This window comes from Streptomyces sp. NPDC002054 (assembly GCF_040296685.1).
Classification (GTDB): domain Bacteria; phylum Actinomycetota; class Actinomycetes; order Streptomycetales; family Streptomycetaceae; genus Streptomyces.
In genome coordinates this window covers 26,599-44,005 of sequence record NZ_JBEOXT010000011.1, presented here as the reverse complement: position 1 = coordinate 44,005, position 17,407 = coordinate 26,599, and the positions used below count along the sequence as shown (strand labels likewise).

At 70.7% G+C, this 17,407-nt stretch carries 12 protein-coding genes; 8 read left to right on the top strand and 4 right to left on the bottom strand.

Features of this window, described 5'->3' with window-relative positions:
* Positions 1-93: 93 nt before the first annotated feature.
* The 3 genes from ABT123_RS12495 to ABT123_RS12485 all read left to right on the top strand — a co-directional run bounded on the left by ABT123_RS12495 (position 94) and on the right by ABT123_RS12485 (position 2,776).
* The gene (locus ABT123_RS12495) at positions 94-858 is read left to right on the top strand and encodes a hypothetical protein (protein WP_351312545.1); all 765 of its coding nucleotides are present in this window, start codon (positions 94-96) and stop codon (positions 856-858) included.
* 140 nt (positions 859-998) lie between these two features.
* Positions 999-1,538, top strand: coding sequence for a toxin-antitoxin system, toxin component (locus tag ABT123_RS12490; protein WP_351312543.1), 540 nt, complete (start codon positions 999-1,001; stop codon positions 1,536-1,538).
* The gene (locus ABT123_RS12485) at positions 1,538-2,776 is read left to right on the top strand and encodes a DUF6545 domain-containing protein (protein WP_351312541.1); all 1,239 of its coding nucleotides are present in this window, start codon (positions 1,538-1,540) and stop codon (positions 2,774-2,776) included. The genes ABT123_RS12490 and ABT123_RS12485 overlap by 1 nt, the downstream gene beginning before the upstream one ends.
* 107 nt (positions 2,777-2,883) lie before the next feature.
* Here the strand turns inward: ABT123_RS12485 and ABT123_RS12480 are convergent, their stop codons facing one another.
* Both ABT123_RS12480 and ABT123_RS12475 read right to left on the bottom strand, forming a co-directional pair.
* Positions 2,884-4,980 (bottom strand): trypsin-like serine protease, encoded by a 2,097-nt coding sequence (locus tag ABT123_RS12480; protein WP_351312539.1) that lies wholly within the window; start codon positions 4,978-4,980, stop codon positions 2,884-2,886.
* A 79-nt stretch (positions 4,981-5,059) separates the two neighbouring features.
* A complete protein-coding gene (locus tag ABT123_RS12475; RefSeq protein ID WP_351312537.1) occupies positions 5,060-5,716 on the bottom strand; it encodes a hypothetical protein in 657 nt (218 codons plus the stop codon).
* 335 nt (positions 5,717-6,051) lie between these two features.
* On the opposite strand from ABT123_RS12475, the gene ABT123_RS12470 reads away from it, so the two are divergent.
* Both ABT123_RS12470 and ABT123_RS12465 read left to right on the top strand, forming a co-directional pair.
* Positions 6,052-10,068, top strand: coding sequence for a polymorphic toxin-type HINT domain-containing protein (locus ABT123_RS12470; RefSeq protein WP_351312535.1), 4,017 nt, complete (start codon positions 6,052-6,054; stop codon positions 10,066-10,068).
* Positions 10,061-10,501 (top strand): hypothetical protein, encoded by a 441-nt coding sequence (locus ABT123_RS12465; protein WP_351312533.1) that lies wholly within the window; start codon positions 10,061-10,063, stop codon positions 10,499-10,501. Before ABT123_RS12470 ends, ABT123_RS12465 begins: the two co-directional genes overlap by 8 nt.
* Positions 10,502-10,553: 52 nt before the next feature.
* Here ABT123_RS12465 and ABT123_RS12460 read toward each other — a convergent pair whose 3' ends face one another.
* Positions 10,554-11,174, bottom strand: a complete 621-nt coding sequence (locus ABT123_RS12460; protein ID WP_351312531.1) for a TetR/AcrR family transcriptional regulator — start codon at positions 11,172-11,174, stop codon at positions 10,554-10,556.
* Between the two features lie 129 nt (positions 11,175-11,303).
* Between ABT123_RS12460 and ABT123_RS12455 the strand changes: the two genes are divergently transcribed.
* On the top strand, positions 11,304-12,719 hold the full coding sequence (locus ABT123_RS12455) for an amidase (protein WP_351312529.1): 1,416 nt from the start codon (positions 11,304-11,306) through the stop codon (positions 12,717-12,719).
* A 21-nt stretch (positions 12,720-12,740) separates the two neighbouring features.
* Here ABT123_RS12455 and ABT123_RS12450 read toward each other — a convergent pair whose 3' ends face one another.
* The gene (locus ABT123_RS12450; RefSeq protein WP_351312527.1) at positions 12,741-13,268 is read right to left on the bottom strand and encodes a GtrA family protein; all 528 of its coding nucleotides are present in this window, start codon (positions 13,266-13,268) and stop codon (positions 12,741-12,743) included.
* A 363-nt stretch (positions 13,269-13,631) separates the two neighbouring features.
* On the opposite strand from ABT123_RS12450, the gene ABT123_RS12445 reads away from it, so the two are divergent.
* Together ABT123_RS12445 and ABT123_RS12440 are read left to right on the top strand one after the other, a co-directional pair.
* Entirely contained in the window at positions 13,632-14,396 is a 765-nt protein-coding gene (locus ABT123_RS12445; RefSeq protein ID WP_351312526.1) for a thioesterase II family protein, read from the top strand.
* 113 nt (positions 14,397-14,509) lie between these two features.
* A complete protein-coding gene (locus ABT123_RS12440; protein ID WP_351312524.1) occupies positions 14,510-17,392 on the top strand; it encodes a helix-turn-helix transcriptional regulator in 2,883 nt (960 codons plus the stop codon).
* The last annotated feature ends 15 nt before the right edge of the window (positions 17,393-17,407 follow it).

Genomic DNA, 17,407 nt, shown 5'->3' with positions numbered 1-17,407 from the left:
CATCGTTGGTTGCTGATGCCGAGCCGAAGTCGTTAGTGTTTGACGTTCTGGTTCGTCATCGGCCACCAGCCGGCCTGGAGCGGGGGAGCAGGAATGAGCGAGAGGTTTGCCGCGGATCCCGTCAGGACCGCGCGGCGCATCACGTCCCTGCTCGAACGTGCCGGGATCGACGGCGAGGACGTGCTCCGGGTGGAGGGCGAGGGCGGCCTCTCGTACGCCTCAGGGCTGCCCGTGGAGGACGTACAGGCGCTGTTGCGCGGTGCGCGGCTGCCCCAGGGCGCCCCGGGCGACGGTGGCGGGACGGACCCGGTGGAAGAGCGTCACCGCCGGGTGGTCGCCCGTATCGTCTTCCTGCGCCGTACGCGGCTGCGGACTTCGCCCGACGGCCAGCGGCGCGCGTACTCGCTGGCGGACATCGCGGCGGGTGCGGGAACGAGCGCCCAGTGGCTCGACAAGATGATCAAGACGGGGAAGGCTCCGAATCTCGATCACGCCGCCGGAATCGCGGACTTCTTCGGAGAGAGCATCGAGTTCCTGGTCGCCGAGCCCGCCGAGGCCTTGGACCGGGTGCTCCAGCGGATCCACAAGGACCTGCTGGAGCGGACCGTCGCGCGCCAGGACGCGGACATCCAGCGCCTCAGGAACGCGGACATCGCCGGCAGCGCCCTGGGCGCCGGCGCCGCAGGTGGCGCCGGATCCCCCGGTTCCGCCGGATCCGCCGGTTCCGATCTCGGCATCGTCGGCTACGCCGCACGCGCACTCGCCGACGTACCGGACGACACTGCACAGCCCATCATCGCCCTCATCGAATCCATTGCCCGGCGCTCGCGCGAGGAGCGCGCCCGAGAGAGCCGGTAAAGGGCCTCTGGCCAGGGGTGATGTGCGCGCTGGGCGGCAGTTTGCCTGCGCCGCGTTGAGTGGCTAATGTGCGGGCGCACGACTGTCAAATGCGTCCGGGTGGGGAAGACATGTGGGACGCGGTACGTATTTCCCGTGCAATGAAGCGCCATCGGGACGAGCTGTTCGCGGGGGCGATGCGCCGGCTTGCCCAGGAACCGAATGAGCCGCTGCAGGCGGTCTGCACCTACGTGTCGGAAAGCAGCGGGCGCGAGGTCCGTCTGATGCTGGAGGCGTTCCCGCCGGGTACCGTGAGCGGGCTCTGGCTCGACCTGGGCGATCACGAGGTGATCGCGGTGGAGAAGAACACCCTGCCGGTCCACCAGATGGTGATCCTGGGGCACGAGTTGTGGCACCGCAAGGAGAGCCAGTCCGGCCGGCCCGGCAGTACGCCAGTCGGCACGCCCGGCAGCACGCCCGGCGGGGTCGCGGCCACGCGCATGCTCGGGGACCGGTGGTGCATCGACGACGCGGTCGCCCACGTCGCGGCGCGCACCGACTACGACCTCGACGAGGAACGGCGGGCGGAGCGGTTCGGCCGTCTGCTGGCGGCGAAGTTCCGGCCCTTCCTGCTCGGCACGCGCAGCAGAACCCCCTCCGACGAGTTGACCGGGCGTATCTGGGCATCCCTGGAGGGCTGATGATCCACGAAGGGGCCGACTACTACCTTCCCGCCGCCGTCCTGGGCGCAGCCCTGCTCGCGAAGTCGCCCGCCCTCCTGCGGGGGTGGCGCTGCGCGACGGTCCGGACGGTGAACGCCCTGCTGTTCCTGCCCTGCGCGGGCTTCATCCTCGCCTCCCCGCCGACCGTCAGCGCCGTCAACCGCCTCACCGGCATCAGCAACTTCTCGGCCCTCCTGGTCCACTGCATCATGACCGCCATTGCGTGCGCGTCCCTGCTGCTGCTGGAGTACTGGAGAGGGGAGTCGGGAGACTACGCCCGCACGCGCCGACGCGCACGGGTGTGGAAGACCGGCTGCCTGGTGGTGATCGTGGCCCTGGCGGCACTCTTCGCCCTGGGCGACGTCCCGGTGGAGCGCCCGCAGGACTTCGACACGTACTACGCCACCACCCCGTTCATCACCGAAATGCTGGTGCTCTACCTGCTCGCGTACGTCGCTGCCGGCGCGGCCACGGCCGTCGTGTGCTGGAGCTGGTTGCTCGACATCGGCAGGAGGGCGGCGCACGAGCCGAAGACGGCCGTGGACAGACCCCTGCGGATCGGGCTGCTCGTCCTGGTGATCGCGGCCCTGGCCAACATCGTCTGCGGCCTGTTCAAGCTGACCGCCATCGCCGCCCGCTGGGCGGGCCGGGACTGGGATGTGCTGAACGAGAGCCTGTCGCCCTTCATGTCGGCCAGCGGGATGATGATCGGCGTCGGGCTCCTCGTCCCGGCGTACGGCCCCGGGCTGATCGACCGCGTGTGGCACCCCCTGCTCGGCATCAGGGCCCTGCGGCCCCTGTGGCGGCTGGTCCGCCGGTCCGGGCTGACCCCCGGAAGCAGAATGTTCCTTCCCCCGCCGTGGTACGCCGGACCCGAGCAGGTCCTGCTCTACCGGATGACCACCATTCACGACTGGATGCTCGAACTGTGCGTGCACTGCACGGACGAGGTACGTGAGCTGGCCTACCGGCAGGCGAAGGAGAGCGGGGCCACCGAGCGCGAAGCCGTGGCGGCCGGCCTCGCCGCGATGTTCACCGCGGCGGCGGATGCGCGTGCGCGCTCGGCGGCACCCGCTGCGGAGCAGAACACCCTCGCGGTGGCCGCCGTACGCTCGGCGGAGGCGGAGGACCGCGACCTCCTGGTGTCGATCTCCCGGGCCCTGGCGGCGGCCCCCGCCCGCACCACCACCGGCTCGCGCCGGCCGGCGACGTACTAGGTCCTGTACGGGAGCCGCCGCCGGCGGACCGGCGGCGGCTCCTTTGCGCGCCGGCGAGGGTACGCCACCCCCGTGGGAGTACCCTCACCGGCGAGTCTGTACCGGCGTCAGTCGTTCCAGGTGCCCGTGATGGCGAGGGCGCCGGGGGCTCCGGGCAGGCCCTGGAGCGGGACGGCCGTGGTGGTGGCCCAGGTCCGGTCGGTGTGCCGGGTGGTGTGGAGGAGCTTGTTGTCGGCGGTGGTGACGGCCACCACGACCTCGCCGTCGACGTTGGCGGTGGCGACGGACTTGGCGGTGACGGTGCCGAGGACGTCCTTGAGCTCGGTCAGCGGGGTCCAGGTGCCGTTGAAGTTGCGCACCGCGTGGTACTGGCGGGTGCCGTTGTCGGTGGCGATGACGATGTGGGTCTCGTCGCCGGCGCCGACGGTGCTGATGGAGGTGATGGGGCCGGTGGGTCCGGCGGCTCCGGCGACGTCGCCCCAGCCGAGCCAGTTGCCGTTGCCCTGGCGGATGGTGTGGTAGGCCTTGCCGCCGCTGACGGTGGTGACGTGGAGCTCGCCCCGGACGACGGCGGTGGCCGCGGCTGTCACATTGCTGATCGTGCCGGAGGTGATGTCCCAGAACGGCGTCCAGTGACCCTCCGCGTTGCGGACGGTGTGGAGCGCCTTGCCGTCGGCGACGGCGACCACGTGGAGGTCCCAGCCGTTGTTGAACGCGGTGACGCTGGTGAGGTTGCCGAGGGTGCCGGCCACGTTGAAGACGTCGCCCCAAGTGCCCCAGGTGCCGTCCTGCTTGCGGACCGTGTGGAACAGCCCGCCGCTGTTGCTGACGGCGACGACGTGGGTGTCGCCGTTCATGCCGACGGCGGCCGAGTTACGGATGCCGCCGATGCTGCCGGCCGCCGCCTGGGCCTGGACGTCGTCGAAGCCGGTCCAGGAACCGTCGTTCAGACGGACGCCCTGGTAGAGGCTGCTGCCCGACTGGACGAGAGCCTGGGTCTTCCAGCCCGGGGACGACTTGGCGCGGAGGCGCTGGAACCAGCCGTGGAGGTCGTTGACCCGGGTGCTGAACGCACCGGAGCGGGTCTCGGTGGCGGGGGTGCCGAGGCAGCCGCCCTGCCAGCCGAGGCTGGTGATTCCGACGAGGGCGGGCTTGCCGTTCTCGCTGCGGAACGCGGCACCGCCGGCGTCGCCGGCGCAGACGGTGGCGTCGGCGGGGGTCTTGGCGGCGAGGTCGAAGCCGGTCGCGGTCACGTTCCCCGCGGTGAAGACGGCCTGGTGGCGGGTGGCGGGGATCCACTCGGTCTTGGTACGGCCGAAGCCGGCGACGGTCAGCTCCTGGCCGGTGGCGGGCGCGGTGGCCGCCAGCGGGACGGGGGTGATGTCGGTGGCGGGCTCCGAGAGACGGGCCATGACGAGGTCACGGTCGGGGTGCGGGGCCAGTTCGGCGATATCGCTGGTGTGGCCACCGCTGGAGATCAGAACGGACTTGCCGACCACGGCGGTGGTCTTGTCCTTCGGCGGGCCCGCGGCCACGGTGTTGCTCTTGGCGGGGTCCTCGGCGAAGCAGCTCTTCGCGGTGAGCACCCAGTACGGATCGACCAGCGCACCGGAGCAGGAGCGCTTGCCGTCGCCGATGGTCAGCTTGGTGTTGAAGGCGAGCCCGGCGGTGTCGATGGGCTGCCCGGCGCCGGGGGGAGTGGTGCTCGACGTACCGGTGACCCGCAGCTCCAGCAGGACGGCGGCGGACTGGTCCGCGCCCGCTTCACCGAAGCCCTTGCTGGTGTTGCCGGGGATGTCCAGGCTCTGCGTCTCGTTCTTGACGGAGATGCTGGCCTTCACCGACCGCTCGTAGGTCTGGATCCGGTACGCGCCCGGGATGGAGACGGTGAGGAAGCCGGTGCCCTGCGGAGCGGCGAAGCACATCCGCTCCTCGGGCAGCTTCAGATCGCGGGCCCACACCTTGATCTGGTACGGCTTGTCGCAGGGGGTGTGGGTGATGTTGCCGTCACCGCGGATCAGCTTGGCACCGGTCTCGGCCAGGACCTGGTCGCTGCCGGGGTAGGACCCGTCCTCGAAGACGTACGGGGCACCGGCGTTGGCGGCCGGCTCGCCGGCGGCCGAGGCCAGCGGGGTCGCGGTCCCCATGAGGACCGCTGCGGTCGCGGTGGTGGCCGGAAGCCACCAGCGTGTGCGCAATGCCATGAACGTCGCTTTCGTGTGGTGGGGCCGTCCGGCTCGTGCCGGACGACAGGAAGGGTGGGAGGGACCGCCGTCCGTCGCGTTACCGAGGCAGCTTGGCGACGGACTCGATGAGCGCGATGAGGGGTTGGGCGGTGTCGTCGGGCACGTCGGCGAGGGCACGCGCGGCGTGGCAGGCAACGGTGTTGATTTCGCAGCTCGGGCCGAGGCCCCCGGCGGGGCCGGAGTCGGTCAGCAGTCGGACCAGCAGGTCCGTGTGGATCTGCTGCAGAACCCGGTCCAGGGCCCTTGCCGGAGGGTCCGTCAGGAATTCGATGCCCTCGCCGAAGAACCCGGCGATCTCGGCGGCATGGTCGAGGTTCGGGGCCCTCCCGGTCTTGAGCATCCTGTCGAGCCACTGCGCACTCATTCCCGCACTCGCAGCGATCTCCGCCAGCGGGTAGGTGCGCCTGCCGCCGTCTTCGGCCGCCTTGAGCCGGGTACTGCGCAGAAAGACGATCCGGTCGACGACCTGGCGGTGACGGGCCGTGTCCGTGGCCGCCCGGTCGGGCCGGTCCGGCCGGCCACGGCCGCCGCGAAGCAACGCCTCCACCTCGGCCACGGCAAGGCCCGAAGCGAAGGCGAGCCCGCCCTCGCCCTCGACCCGCAGTACGTCTCCGCGGTCGAGCCCCGCCCGCCCGATCAGGGCAACGATGCGCTCGACCGTGTCGGTTGGTTCGGGAAACAGCCTGGCACTCACGGTGTGGCCTCCCCCCGATCCCTGTGCTCGTGGCCTTCCGAGGGGAGACGGTAATGGCTCAACGCCCGCATATCAACCGTCGTTTAGCTTCCATCAACGACAGTTGAAATCCCTTGGGTTCCCTCATAGGGTCCTCGCAGGCCGGGAGAGACCCATACCTGAGTACGGCCATGTCCGCGCGCTGCGTGTCAGGCGCAACTCTGCGCCGGGACAGCGCAGTTCCCGCAGACCGCCAGGTGACCCGGCCGGTACCGGCAGACAGAGGGGGAGATTTCGTGCGTCACACAACAGGCCGACCACGCTGGGGGGTGGGGAGGAGACCTGACGGTTCGCGCGTGCTGATCGGCGGCCTTCTCCCGCTGGCTCTCCTGTCGACGCTGGTGTCCGCGGTACCGATCGCCGCTGCCGCGGAGAACCCGGTCAGCGAGCGTGGGCAGACCGTCGCCTTCTGGAAGAACGGCGGTCCGGCCATGCAGGCCGCCGCCGGGACCGCCCTGACGGGCTCGGACGCGGACGTCCGCGCCTTCCTCGACAAGGGCCGCGCCATCGCGGAGAACCTCGACGACCGCGAAGCAGCGCTCCAGGTCATCGCAGAGGCCGGCCCGGCCGTGCGCAAGGCCGCCGAGCAGGCGCTCGCGGGAACCCCGGAGCAGTTGGACGCCTTCCTGAAGGAGGGCTGGAAGGCGCCTCTGGACCAGGACCAGCGGGTCGAGGCTGCGCGGATCGGGGAGGCCGGCGGCCGGACCCTGAAGGAGGCCGCCGATGCCGCGCTGAACTCCGACATCGAAGCGGTGCGCGCCTTCCTGAGCGAGGGTCAGCACAAGAAGCGCGACTCCGACGCACGGGTCCGCGTGGCGCAGCTCGAAACGGCCGGCGGGCCGAAGGTCCGCGCCGCCGCCACCGCGGCTCTCAACGGTTCGATCGAGGACGTCCGCGAGTTCCTCACCTTCGGCCAGCACGTGGCCAGGGCGCAGGACCAGGAACACGCCTCCGTCACCGAGCTCGCCCAGCAGGCCAAGGACGCCGGCGACGCGGCCGAGCGGGAGAGCAAGGCCGCCAAGGAAGCCGCCGACCGGGCCATCGCGCTGGCCCGCCTGGCCAAGGAAGAGACCGAACGGGCCAGGGACGAGGCAGCGGCGGCCAAGAAGGACGCGGCCCGGGCCGCCGAAGCCGCCCGCCGCGCAGCGGAGTCCACCCGGCGGGCGGCTCAGGCCGCGCAGTCGGCCATCGCCTCCGCCCGGGCCGCGAACGCGGCGGCCCAGGTCGCCGCAGCAGCCGCCAGTGCCGCCGCCCGTGCTGCGTCCGGGGCCGCGAATGCCGCGGCGAAGGCGCTCACCCATGCGGCAGCGGGACAGCGCGACGAGGCGCTCGCCGCCCATGCCCGACAGGCCGCCGACGCCGCCGAAGGCGCCGCGACGGCCGCGGAGCGTGCGGCGATCTCCGGTGACGCCGCCGCCGTTTCGGCCAAGGCCGCCGCGTCCGCGACCGTGAACGAACTTGCCGCAGCCGCCGCCTCGGAGGAAGCCGCCGGGTACAACGAGCAGGCCGGCAACTCCTCCGCGGAGGCACGCGCGGCTGCTGCGACCGCCCGCCGCCACGCGGCCGAGGCGACCCGCGCCGCGGACATTGCCGCCGGTCACGCGGCCAATGCGGCACGCGAGGCCCGCGCGGCCCGCGATGCGGCCCGCTCGGCCGCCCAGCACGCCCGCAACGCCGCCGACGCCGCCATGAAGGCCGGCCAGCACGCAGCCGGGTCCAAGGAAGCGGCTGCGGAGTCCAAGGCCCATGCCGAGGCCGCCCTCCAGCGCGCCAAGGAGGCCATGGCGGCGGTGGACAAGGCCAAGGAGGTCCACGCCCTGGCCCGCAAGGCCGAGGCCGACGAACTCGCCGCCCGCAAGGCCAACGGCATCAACCAGGCCAAGGACCTCAAGGTCGCGCACGACAAGACCCTGGCCGAGGAGAAGAAGGAGAAGTCCGACTCCGACAAACTCCGGGCCGACTTCACCCGCCTCTCCGAAGAGGCCGCACAGCCCTCGGCCGAGCCCGCCCAGATCGCCGCGGCGGGCCGGAAGATGGCCCTGGCCGCCCTGCAGACCCAGGGACAGTGGAGCCGAACCGCTGCCGAAAGCGCCCTGGCCGCCCCGGACGCCGTGGTGGTGGAGTACGCCCGCAACGGCTGGCGTGCCGCGGAGCAGCGGGACGAACGCGACCAGGTCCTCAGACTCGTCGACGACTCTCCGTACGAAGCGGTGAGAAACGCCGCCAAGACCGCGCTGAGCGGTGACGCAGCCCAGATCCACGCGTTCCTCGTGGACGGGCAGCACAAGGCTGCCGCCTCCGAATACCGGGTCGAGGTCGCCCGCATCGGCAACGCCGGGGGCTCGGCCGTCAAGAAGGCCTCGGACGCCGCCCTCAACGGCACCGGGTACCAGCCGCTGCTGGACTTCCTCGCCGCCGGTCAGCACACCGCCCGTCACAGCGACGACCAGGCGACCGTGGCCGGCCTGGCGGAGAACGCCGGGCCAGAGGTGAAAGCCTACGCCGACATCGCCATGGAGGGCCCCGCCCCCAGCCTGCGCAGCTTCGTCGAAAGCGGCCAGCACAAGGCGGCGCGCCGGGACCAGGGCAACGCCAGCCACATCGCGCAGATCCAGAACATCATCGCCGGAACCGCACAGGTGGCGGCCACCGCCCAACAGCGCGCGTCCGAGGCCCTGAAGACCGCCGCGACCGCGCTGGACGCGTCCAACGAAGCCGAAGAGCACGCCCGACAGGCCCAGGTCTACGCCGAACAGGCCGCCGGCTACGCCAACCAGGCCGACGCCTCCGCCAAGCAGGCCGAAGCCTCCGCGAAGAAGGCAGCTGAGCACGCGGCCACCGCCCGCAACGCCCAGCAGCGCGCCTGGAACAGCGCGAACAACGCCAACGCCTCCGCGGCCTGGGCCGAAGCCAGCGCCAGCCTGGCCCGCGAACATGCCGCCGAGGCCTACGCCGCCGCCGAATTGGCGCGCCAGTCCGCCATCAACGCCGGAGCCGACGCAAACGCCGCAGCAGCCACCTACCAGAAGCACCTCGACACGTACCTCGCCGAAAAGGCGCGGGCGAACGAGCAGAACTGGTGGGACAAGGCCTACGAGAAGTATCGATATCTCGAGCAACTGGTCACGGGCGGCATGGAATACGCGACTGACTACGCTTGGGAAGCCGGAAAGCAGGCGCTGCACTGGTACAAGAATCTCTCGTGGGAGGAGAGACTGCGCCTGGATATTGAACTTCGCCATCTCGTGGCCGATGGGCTCGGCGGGATCCCCGCCGTAGGAGAGTTTGCCGACCTCAGCAACTGCCTTAGCTATACCATAGAAGGAATCGGATTCGGTGATTCGAGTAAATTCACCGATGCGGCATGGTCCTGTGGTGCGGCCATTCCCTTCGCCGGCTGGCTTGCCTACATTCCCAAGGGGAAGAAGTGGTACAGCAAGGCTGAACCGCTCTGGGACAAGCTGAAGCGCCTCGGGAAGAAGGTAGACGACGTTTTGGCCTGCGTCGATACGAAGCACAGCTTCCCCGCCGGCACGCCCGTGCTGATGGGCGATGGAACCTCCCGCCCCATCGAGCGCATAAGAGTCGGTGACGCGGTCCAGGCCACCGACCCCGTCACAGGGAAATCAGGCCCACGTCGCGTTGACGCAACCATCTACACCCCCGACGACAGCGAATTCACCGGTATCACCCTTGACGCCGCCACCGGTGGCGGTTCCCTGACGGCAACCGACCACCACCCGTTCTGGGCGGAGAACCGTCGCCAGTGGGCCGATGCGGCAGAACTCAACGTCGGCGAGACCCTGCGCACCCCGACCGGCGGCACCGCCCGGATCGCCAAGGTCTCCCGCTGGAAGGAGCTCCAGCCCGCGTACGACCTGACCGTGAACGACCTGCACACGTACTATGTACTCGCTGGGCAGACGCCGGTCCTGGTTCACAACAAGGGCGGATGCCTTCCCGTTCTCCGGGAGTGGAACAGTCACCCGTTCCAGTTCGGGCATCACTCCTTCTTGCTGGACAGGAAGGGATTTGATCACATCCTCACTCGTCATCACCCGAAGTATTGGAATGGCTCGGTGAAGAAGGATCAGTCCTTCTTCGATTCGAGCATGAGTGTTGCCGACGTTGAGGACGCCATCGATCAAGTCATGCGACAGAACCGCGATGTGCTGATGCAGCGAGGCAGCCGGGGTATGTATCAGATTCACGGCAAAGTCAACGGCGTCAATTACACGCTCGGCATGAACAGAGGTCGAGTGGGCCAGTTCTATCCGGTATATCCGAAACCGAAGGACCCGTCGGGTGGTTGAGATTGAAACGTTCCTGAGGGGTGCGGGCGGCGGTTTCGTGCAGGTGGAAGCCTGTCGCACCCCGCCGCCCGACCTCGACTACATTGAAGGCGCCATTCGGCTGTCCGTTGATGGATTGGAAATCATCGGCACGGAAGAATGGGACTACGTTGACCAGCTCTGGTGTTATATCGCCGAGATGGTGACAAAAATGCGGTCGTCGGGTTACGCGGAGACGTATTTCCCGGATCAGCCGATCATGCTCTCTTTTCGGGCCGTCGGGTCTCGCGTCTTGGTGACCGCCAAGATCGGTGAAGAAGTCAAGAGGGCAAGTGCTCCGTCGGAGGATCTCCTGGAGGCAGTAAAAGGTGCTGGGATGATCTTCTTCAGGAAGATGTCCGAGCTTGCCCCGGCCAATTCGTACTCCGAGGCGCAGCAGGAGCTGTCGGTCTGACCAAGCCAGAGGCCCCGCCGGAAATGTTTTTATCCGGCGGGGCTTCTCGGTCTCAGTGGTCTCGGAGAGGCCGGACCGGTTGTTCCCAGAGGCCGGTCAGGTGGGCGTGGAGGACGTCGTGGGCCTCTTGTGAGGTGAGGTGGCCGATAAGGACGTGTGTGGTGAGGCCGTCCGCGAGGGCGAGCAGGGTGCGGGCCTCGCGTTGCGGATCGAGGGGCGCGGCGTGGTCGGCGTCCTCGCCGGCTTCCGTGATGAGGCGGGTGAACGCCTCCTGGAGGGTTGCGTAGTTCGCCTGCAGCGTCCTTGCGAGCAGCTTGCTGACAGTCGCCTGCGCAACGAAGGCGAGCCAGACCCTGGCCTCGGCGCGGTGCTCCTCCCGGAGCAGCGCGATCTCGGTGGCCGCGTGCCCCAGGGCGGTGCCGGCCGACTGGGCCGGGCTCCTGGCGAGGCGGGCTCGTACGCGCTCCATGATCCGCTCGCTGATGTACTCGAGAGCGAACACGAGCATCTCTTCCTTGGTGCGGAAGCATCGCTGAACGGCGCCCATCGACACCTCCGCGCGGGCCGCGACATCGCGAAGGGTCACGCCCTCCAGCCCGCGTTCGTCGGCGAGGTGGTAGACGGCCTCGGCGATAAGGCGGCGTCGGCCCACGTGATCCACCTGCCTGGGCATGCCCGGTCCCCTCCTTGTTGTGCAGCGTTCTGCTCTCGCAGCATTTTATGCGATGCGCTCGCATCGGTTCCAAGGGTACGGTTCTGTTCCGATGCAACTGCATCGGTACGGGATGGGGAAGGAAGAGCCATGCAGGACGCCCTGTGGAAGATGCCGGCTGCCGCGCAGGCGGAGGCTGTGCGTAGCGCTGACATCTCGGCTGTTGAGCTCGTCGACAGCCATCTGGATCGGATCGCTGAGGTCAACCCGCAGGTGAACGCGGTCACGCAGCTCCTGGCGGAGCGCGCACGCGAGGCCGCGGCACAGCTGGACCGCCGGCGGGCCGCCGGTGAAACGCTGGGGCCGCTCGCGGGCGTGCCCTTCACGGTGAAGGAGAGCACCGCGATCGAAGGCGTGCCGACCACGTTCGGCACGGAGCGCTTCCGCGAGCTGGTGGCGCCGGCCGACGCACCCCCGGTGGCACGGCTGCGCGCAGCAGGGGCCATCCCCATCGGGCACAGCAACATCCCCACCCTGATCCTGGCGGGGATGCACACGCGCAGCGAGCTGTTCGGCGACACGGTCAACCCGTGGGACCGCGGCCGGACCCCGGGCGGCTCCAGCGGGGGCGACGCGGTGGCCGTGGCCACGGGCATGGCGGCGCTCGGGCTCGGCAACGACTCCGGCGGGTCGGTGCGCATCCCGGCCCAGTTCTGCGGTGTGGCCGGGCTGAAGCCGTCCACCGGCCGGTTCCCCGCCGACCACCGTGTCTTCGGCCCCGAAGACCCCGGTCCGGCCTCCCAGATGCTGGTCACCGACGGTCCGTTGGCCCGGAGCGTGGGTGATCTCCGGCTTGCTTACGAGGTACTGGCCGGGACCGATCCGCGAGACCCGCGCGCCGTGCCGGTGCCCGCCTACGGTGAACCGCTCCCCGGACGCGTGAAGGTGGCGGTCGTGGCGGATCCCGGCGGGCACGGCGTCCACCCCGCGATTCGCGGAGCGATCGCGACCGCGGCCGACGCGCTCCGCGACGCCGGATACGACGTGCGCGAAGTGCAGGACGTACCGCGGATGGACGAGGCCCTCGAGGCGTACGGCCGGATCACCGTGACCGAGTTCGCCCCGACCTGGCCGGTGGTGCGCACGCTGCTCGGCAAGGGCGGGGACCGGTATATCGAGATGGCGATGGAGCAGACCCCGCCCGCAAGCGCGGACGAGTTCATGAAGTTGATGGGCACCTGGATGAACATCCGCCGCTCGTGGGCCGAATTCCTCGACGAGTACCCGCTGTTGCTCGGCCCGGTCTTCACCGAGCCGCCGGTCGAGCCGGGGCTGGAGTCGCGGGACAGGCCGGGCAGGGACCGGGTCGCGTCGGGAATGCGGTTGTGCACCGTGACCAGCTTTGTGGGCGTACCCGGTGTGGCCGTACCGACCGGGGTGGTCGACGGGCTCCCCTGCGGAGTGCAGATCGTCGGGCGCGCGTTCCGGGAAGACCTGTGCCTGGGCGCGGCCCAGGCGATCGAGGACCGGCTCGGAGTCTTCACGCCGGTCGACCCGCGCGCGTAGCCGCTTGACCCTCCGGGGTGGTCAGGCGGCGCGGCAGAGTGCGGCGGGGCTGGCCGGGGTAGGGGTGCGGGTCAGGGTCGTGGGTACGGGGCGGGTGGTGTGGGGGGTGGTCGCGGTCTGCGCGCCGCGGTTGCGTGCGAAGACGACCAGGCGCAGCACCACGAACCGTGCGACGCCGGCGAGTGCGGAGGCGGACAGGTAGACGACCTGCTGGAGGACCGCGCCGGGTGCCGCCACCAGCTGCTGCAGGACGAACATCGCCGCGCAGGTCACCGCGTACGCGGCTGCCGCGGACCCGGCCGACTGGGCGTGCTGGCGCCAGGTGGCGCGCCCGCCCGCGCCGAAGGTGAAGCGGGCGTGCAGCTCGGTGGCCAGGACCGTGGAGACCACAGTGATCACGGCGTTGGCCAGGACCCAGGGGATCCAGGAGGCCAGGGCCGCCACGGCGAAGCTGGAGGCGAGCCCCACCCCGCCGCCGCAGAGCACGAACCGGGCGAAGGCGGTGAAGGCGCCGGGTGCCGCCTGCTCCCGGCTCTGTGCTGTCTCCATGATCCGACCCCCGTCGACGACTCCCGCATTCCCCATGGCGCCATCATGGCACACGCATGGCGCCATGGCGAGCCAAATGTGGCGCCACCCTGGTTTCGGGTGGCGCCATAGCGCTGATGTGGCGCGAATATGCAGGCTTGTTTCGCGGTGACGGGAGTGGCCGAAAAGCGTCGGTGTAGATGTCAGGTATGGGCGCTGCAGGGGATTTTCGGCCGCCGTAGGGGTCGAATGTAGGGGTACTGGCGGCAATGGGGCTCTGCTAGACATGAGATCAACGGAACGCGCGTACGGAAGTGGCGAAAACGGTTCGAATTATCGAACAAGTGCGCTGCGTCCGGACCGGAACACGGAGTTTTCATTCCCTTGATCGACAAGCAGAATGCCGATGGCTGGATCCGCCGCTATCACGCCGCGGATCAAAGCCCGATCCGACTGGTCTGTCTGCCGCACGCCGGCGGATCTGCCTCCTTCTACTTCCCCATGTCCCAGGCGCTGGCGCCGGCGGTGGACGTCCTCTCCCTGCAGTACCCCGGACGCCAGGACCGCCGACACGAGCCCGGGATCACCGACATCGGCGCCTACGCCGACGCGCTGACCAGCGCACTCCTGCCGTGGCTGGACCGGCCGACGGCGCTGTTCGGCCACAGCATGGGCGCCGTCCTCGCCTTCGAGGTGACGCGACGGCTGGAGCGCGACCACGACTTCAGCCCCGTCCGCATCTTCGCTTCGGGTCGGCGTTCACCGTCGAGTTTCCGCCACGAAACCGTGCATCTGCGCGACGACGACGGCATCGTGGCCGAAATGCGGGAACTCAGCGGAACCGATGCCGCGATTCTCGGAGACGAGGAGATCCTCCGCATGGTGCTGCCCGCCATTCGGAGCGACTACACCGCGATCGAGAACTACCGGGCCGCACCCCAGGACACGGTGAACACCCCGATCACCGTGCTGACCGGCGAGTCCGATCCGCGCACCAGCCGGGAAGAAGCCGACGCCTGGGAAGGGCACACCCGAGGAGGATTCGACATCCACCGTTTCCCTGGTGGTCATTTCTTTCTCGCCCGCCAACAGGCGCAGATCTTGAAGATCGTTTCTGAGGAGCTTGAAGCGGCCACCCGAAAGGGCTGAGCCGCGCACCGGGAAGGCCGCACGACCAACGGCCGACCCGGCAGGGCGCGAGGAGGCGCAACGCAGTGCAGTGCAGCGCAGGTCCGGACAGTCTGGGGGAAGGGAGCGCAGTGGTGGCAAGGCTGGTCGAGCGCGAGAGACAGTGGGAGACGCTGAACGACCTGCTCGGCAGCGCTGGTCGGGGCCGTGGACGCGTCGCCGTCATCAGCGGCCCCATCGCCGGCGGAAAGACGACCCTGCTCGAACGCTTCACCGAACAGGCCCTGTCCGAGGGGGCGCTGGTCCTGGAGGCCGCCGGCTCCCGCCCGGAGCGCTACCTTCCCTTCGGCATCCTGCGCCGCATCCTCGACAGCGCCGCCCCCCTGGACCCCGCCGTCCACGCCGAGGCCACCGCACTGCTCGACGGCGTCGGCGCCCAGGTGGTGGACGCCGCCGACACCACGGGCGCCGTCGAGGCAGGGATGCGGGTCCTGCCCCACGTCTGCGCCTCGCTCCTGCGGATCGCCCGGGACCGGACGGTCGTCATCGCCGTCGACGACGTCCACCACGCCGACGAACTCTCCCGCGCCTTCCTGCTGTGCCTGGCGCGGCGGGTCCGGCAGGCCGGAGTCCTCATCGTCCTCACCGAGGCCGTGCGGCTGCTGCCCGCCCAACTCGCCTTCCACGCCGAACTGCAGCGCCAGCCCAACTGCACCAGCATCCGGCTGCCCCTGCTCAGCGCGGACGGCACCGGACGGGTCCTGGCCGGCCACTTCTCCACCGCTGCCGCCCAGCGGCTGTCCGCCGACTGCCAGGAGACCACCGGCGGAAACCCGCTGCTGGTCAAGGCCCTGCTGGAGGACGGCCTGGCGGTCCTGGGCGACAGTGAGCCGTTCCAGCCGCTCGTCCCCGCCGAGACCTTCGAACGCGCCGTCCTGGACTGCCTCCACCGCGGCGACCCCGAGGTGCTGGCCGTCGCCCGCGGCATCGCCGTCCTCGGCGACGCCTGCCCGCCCGCCCTGCTCAGCCGCATCACCGACGTCCACGTCAAAACCGCCGAACTGGCCGTCCAGGACCTCAACCGGTGCGGGATCCTGCGCGGCGGCGCCTTCCGCGAGGCCGCGACCCGCGCCGCGGTGCTGGCCGCCGCCCCGCCCGGGGCGCTGTCCGCGCTCCACCGGCGCGCCGCGCGACTGCTGCACCAGGAAGGGGCGGCTGCCCTCGACGTCGCCCGCCACCTCCTCGCCGCCCGCAAGCAGGCGGAGGACTGGGCGATCCCCGTCCTGCAGGAGGCCGCCGAGTACGCCCTCGTCGAGGACGACCCCCAACTCGCCCTGCGGTGCGGAGAGCTGGCCGTCGAATCCTGCCCCGAGGGCCCCCGCCGCACCGCGCTGAAATCCCGCCTGGTGAGCATCGTCTGGCGCAGCAGCCCGGTCGCCGCCGAGGGTCATCTGCGCCAGTTGTCCCGGGAGTTCACCGCCGGCCGGCTCACCGACCGCGATCTCCTGCACGCCGTGGCCTGCCTGGCCTGGATGGGGGAGGCCCGGCAGGCGGGCGAAGCGGTGAACCTCCTGCAGACCGCCGCCCGGGACGCGCAGGATGCCGGGCAGCCCCCCGTCTACGACCCCGGCACCCTCGCCGCCGCACAGAGCTGGCTCTCGCTGGTCAGCCCGACCGTCCAGGACGTGTTCACCACCACCGGGCCCGCGCACCCCGCCCGGCCCGGCACCCCGCGCACACCGAACCCCACCGCGCCCGCCAACGGCACCGCCGCCGCCCTCTACGACATGCCCGACGACGCCCACGGCCCGGCCGTCGAGGCCATGCGCACCGCGCTGCGCGGCGGCCAGGGCGAAGCGGCCGTCGCCGAGGCCACCCGGGTGCTGCAGCGCTACCACCTCAGCGACCGCACCCTCACCCCCCTGGTCCTCGCCCTGCTGGCCCTCGTCTACGCCGGCCGCCTCGACCTCGCCCTCACCTGGACCGACCGGCTGCTCGGCGAGTGCTCCGCCCGCAACGCGCCGACCTGGCAGGCGGCCCTCGGCGTGGTCCGGGCCGAGGTCGCCCTCCGCCAGGGCGACCTGCCGGGCGCCGCCGCCCAGGCCCGCCAGGCGATGTCCCTGATATCCGTGCAGTGCTGGGGTGTGGGCATCGCACTGCCGCTGTCCGTCCTCATCGAGGCCGAAACGCAGATGGGCAACCTCGAAGAGGCGATGGCCCTGCTCGAACAGCCGGTGCCCGAGACCATGCTGGAGACCCAGATCGGGCTGCACTACCTCCGGGCCCGGGGCCGCTGCCACCTCGCCACCGGCCGCTACCACGCCGCCCTGCGCGACTTCCTCACCTGCGGAGAGCTGATGCAGGCCTGGGGCATGGACGCCGCGGAGCTCGCGCCGTGGCGGCTGGACGCCGCCGAGGCGTGGCTGGCCATCGGGAACGTGCCGCGGGCCCGGGAGTACGTCGAGCAGCAGCGGCAGCGCGAGGCGGGCCCGGCAGGCAGCAGGCCGCGCGGACCCCTGCTGTTCGCGCTCGCCCGCACCAGCGGCGACCTCGGGTACCGCCTGAAGCGGCTCACCGAGGCCGTGGAGGCCCTGGAACAGGGCGACGACCGGCTCCAGCTGGCCAAGGCGCTGGGCGAGCTGGGCAGCGGCTACCGCGCCGCCGGGGACTTCAACCGCGCCAGGATGCTCGTACGCAAGGCCTGGCACGTCGCCAAGTCCTGCGGGGCGCAGCCGCTGTGCCAGCAGTTCACACCGGGCCAGGGCGACGGCGAGCCGGCCGCGGCCGGGCGGGAGGCGGAACCGCCCCGGGAGGCCGAGGTGCTGTCCGAGGCCGAGGCACGGGTGGCGCTCCTCGCGGCGCGCGGTCACACCAACCGGGAGATCGCCACCAAGCTGTACGTCACCGTCTCGACGGTCGAGCAGCACCTGACCCGGATCTACCGGAAGCTGAAGGTCAAGCGCCGCCGGGACCTGCCGGCCCGGCTGTGGGACATGAGCCTGCCCGGCATCGCCTGAGGCGCGGCCCGCGCC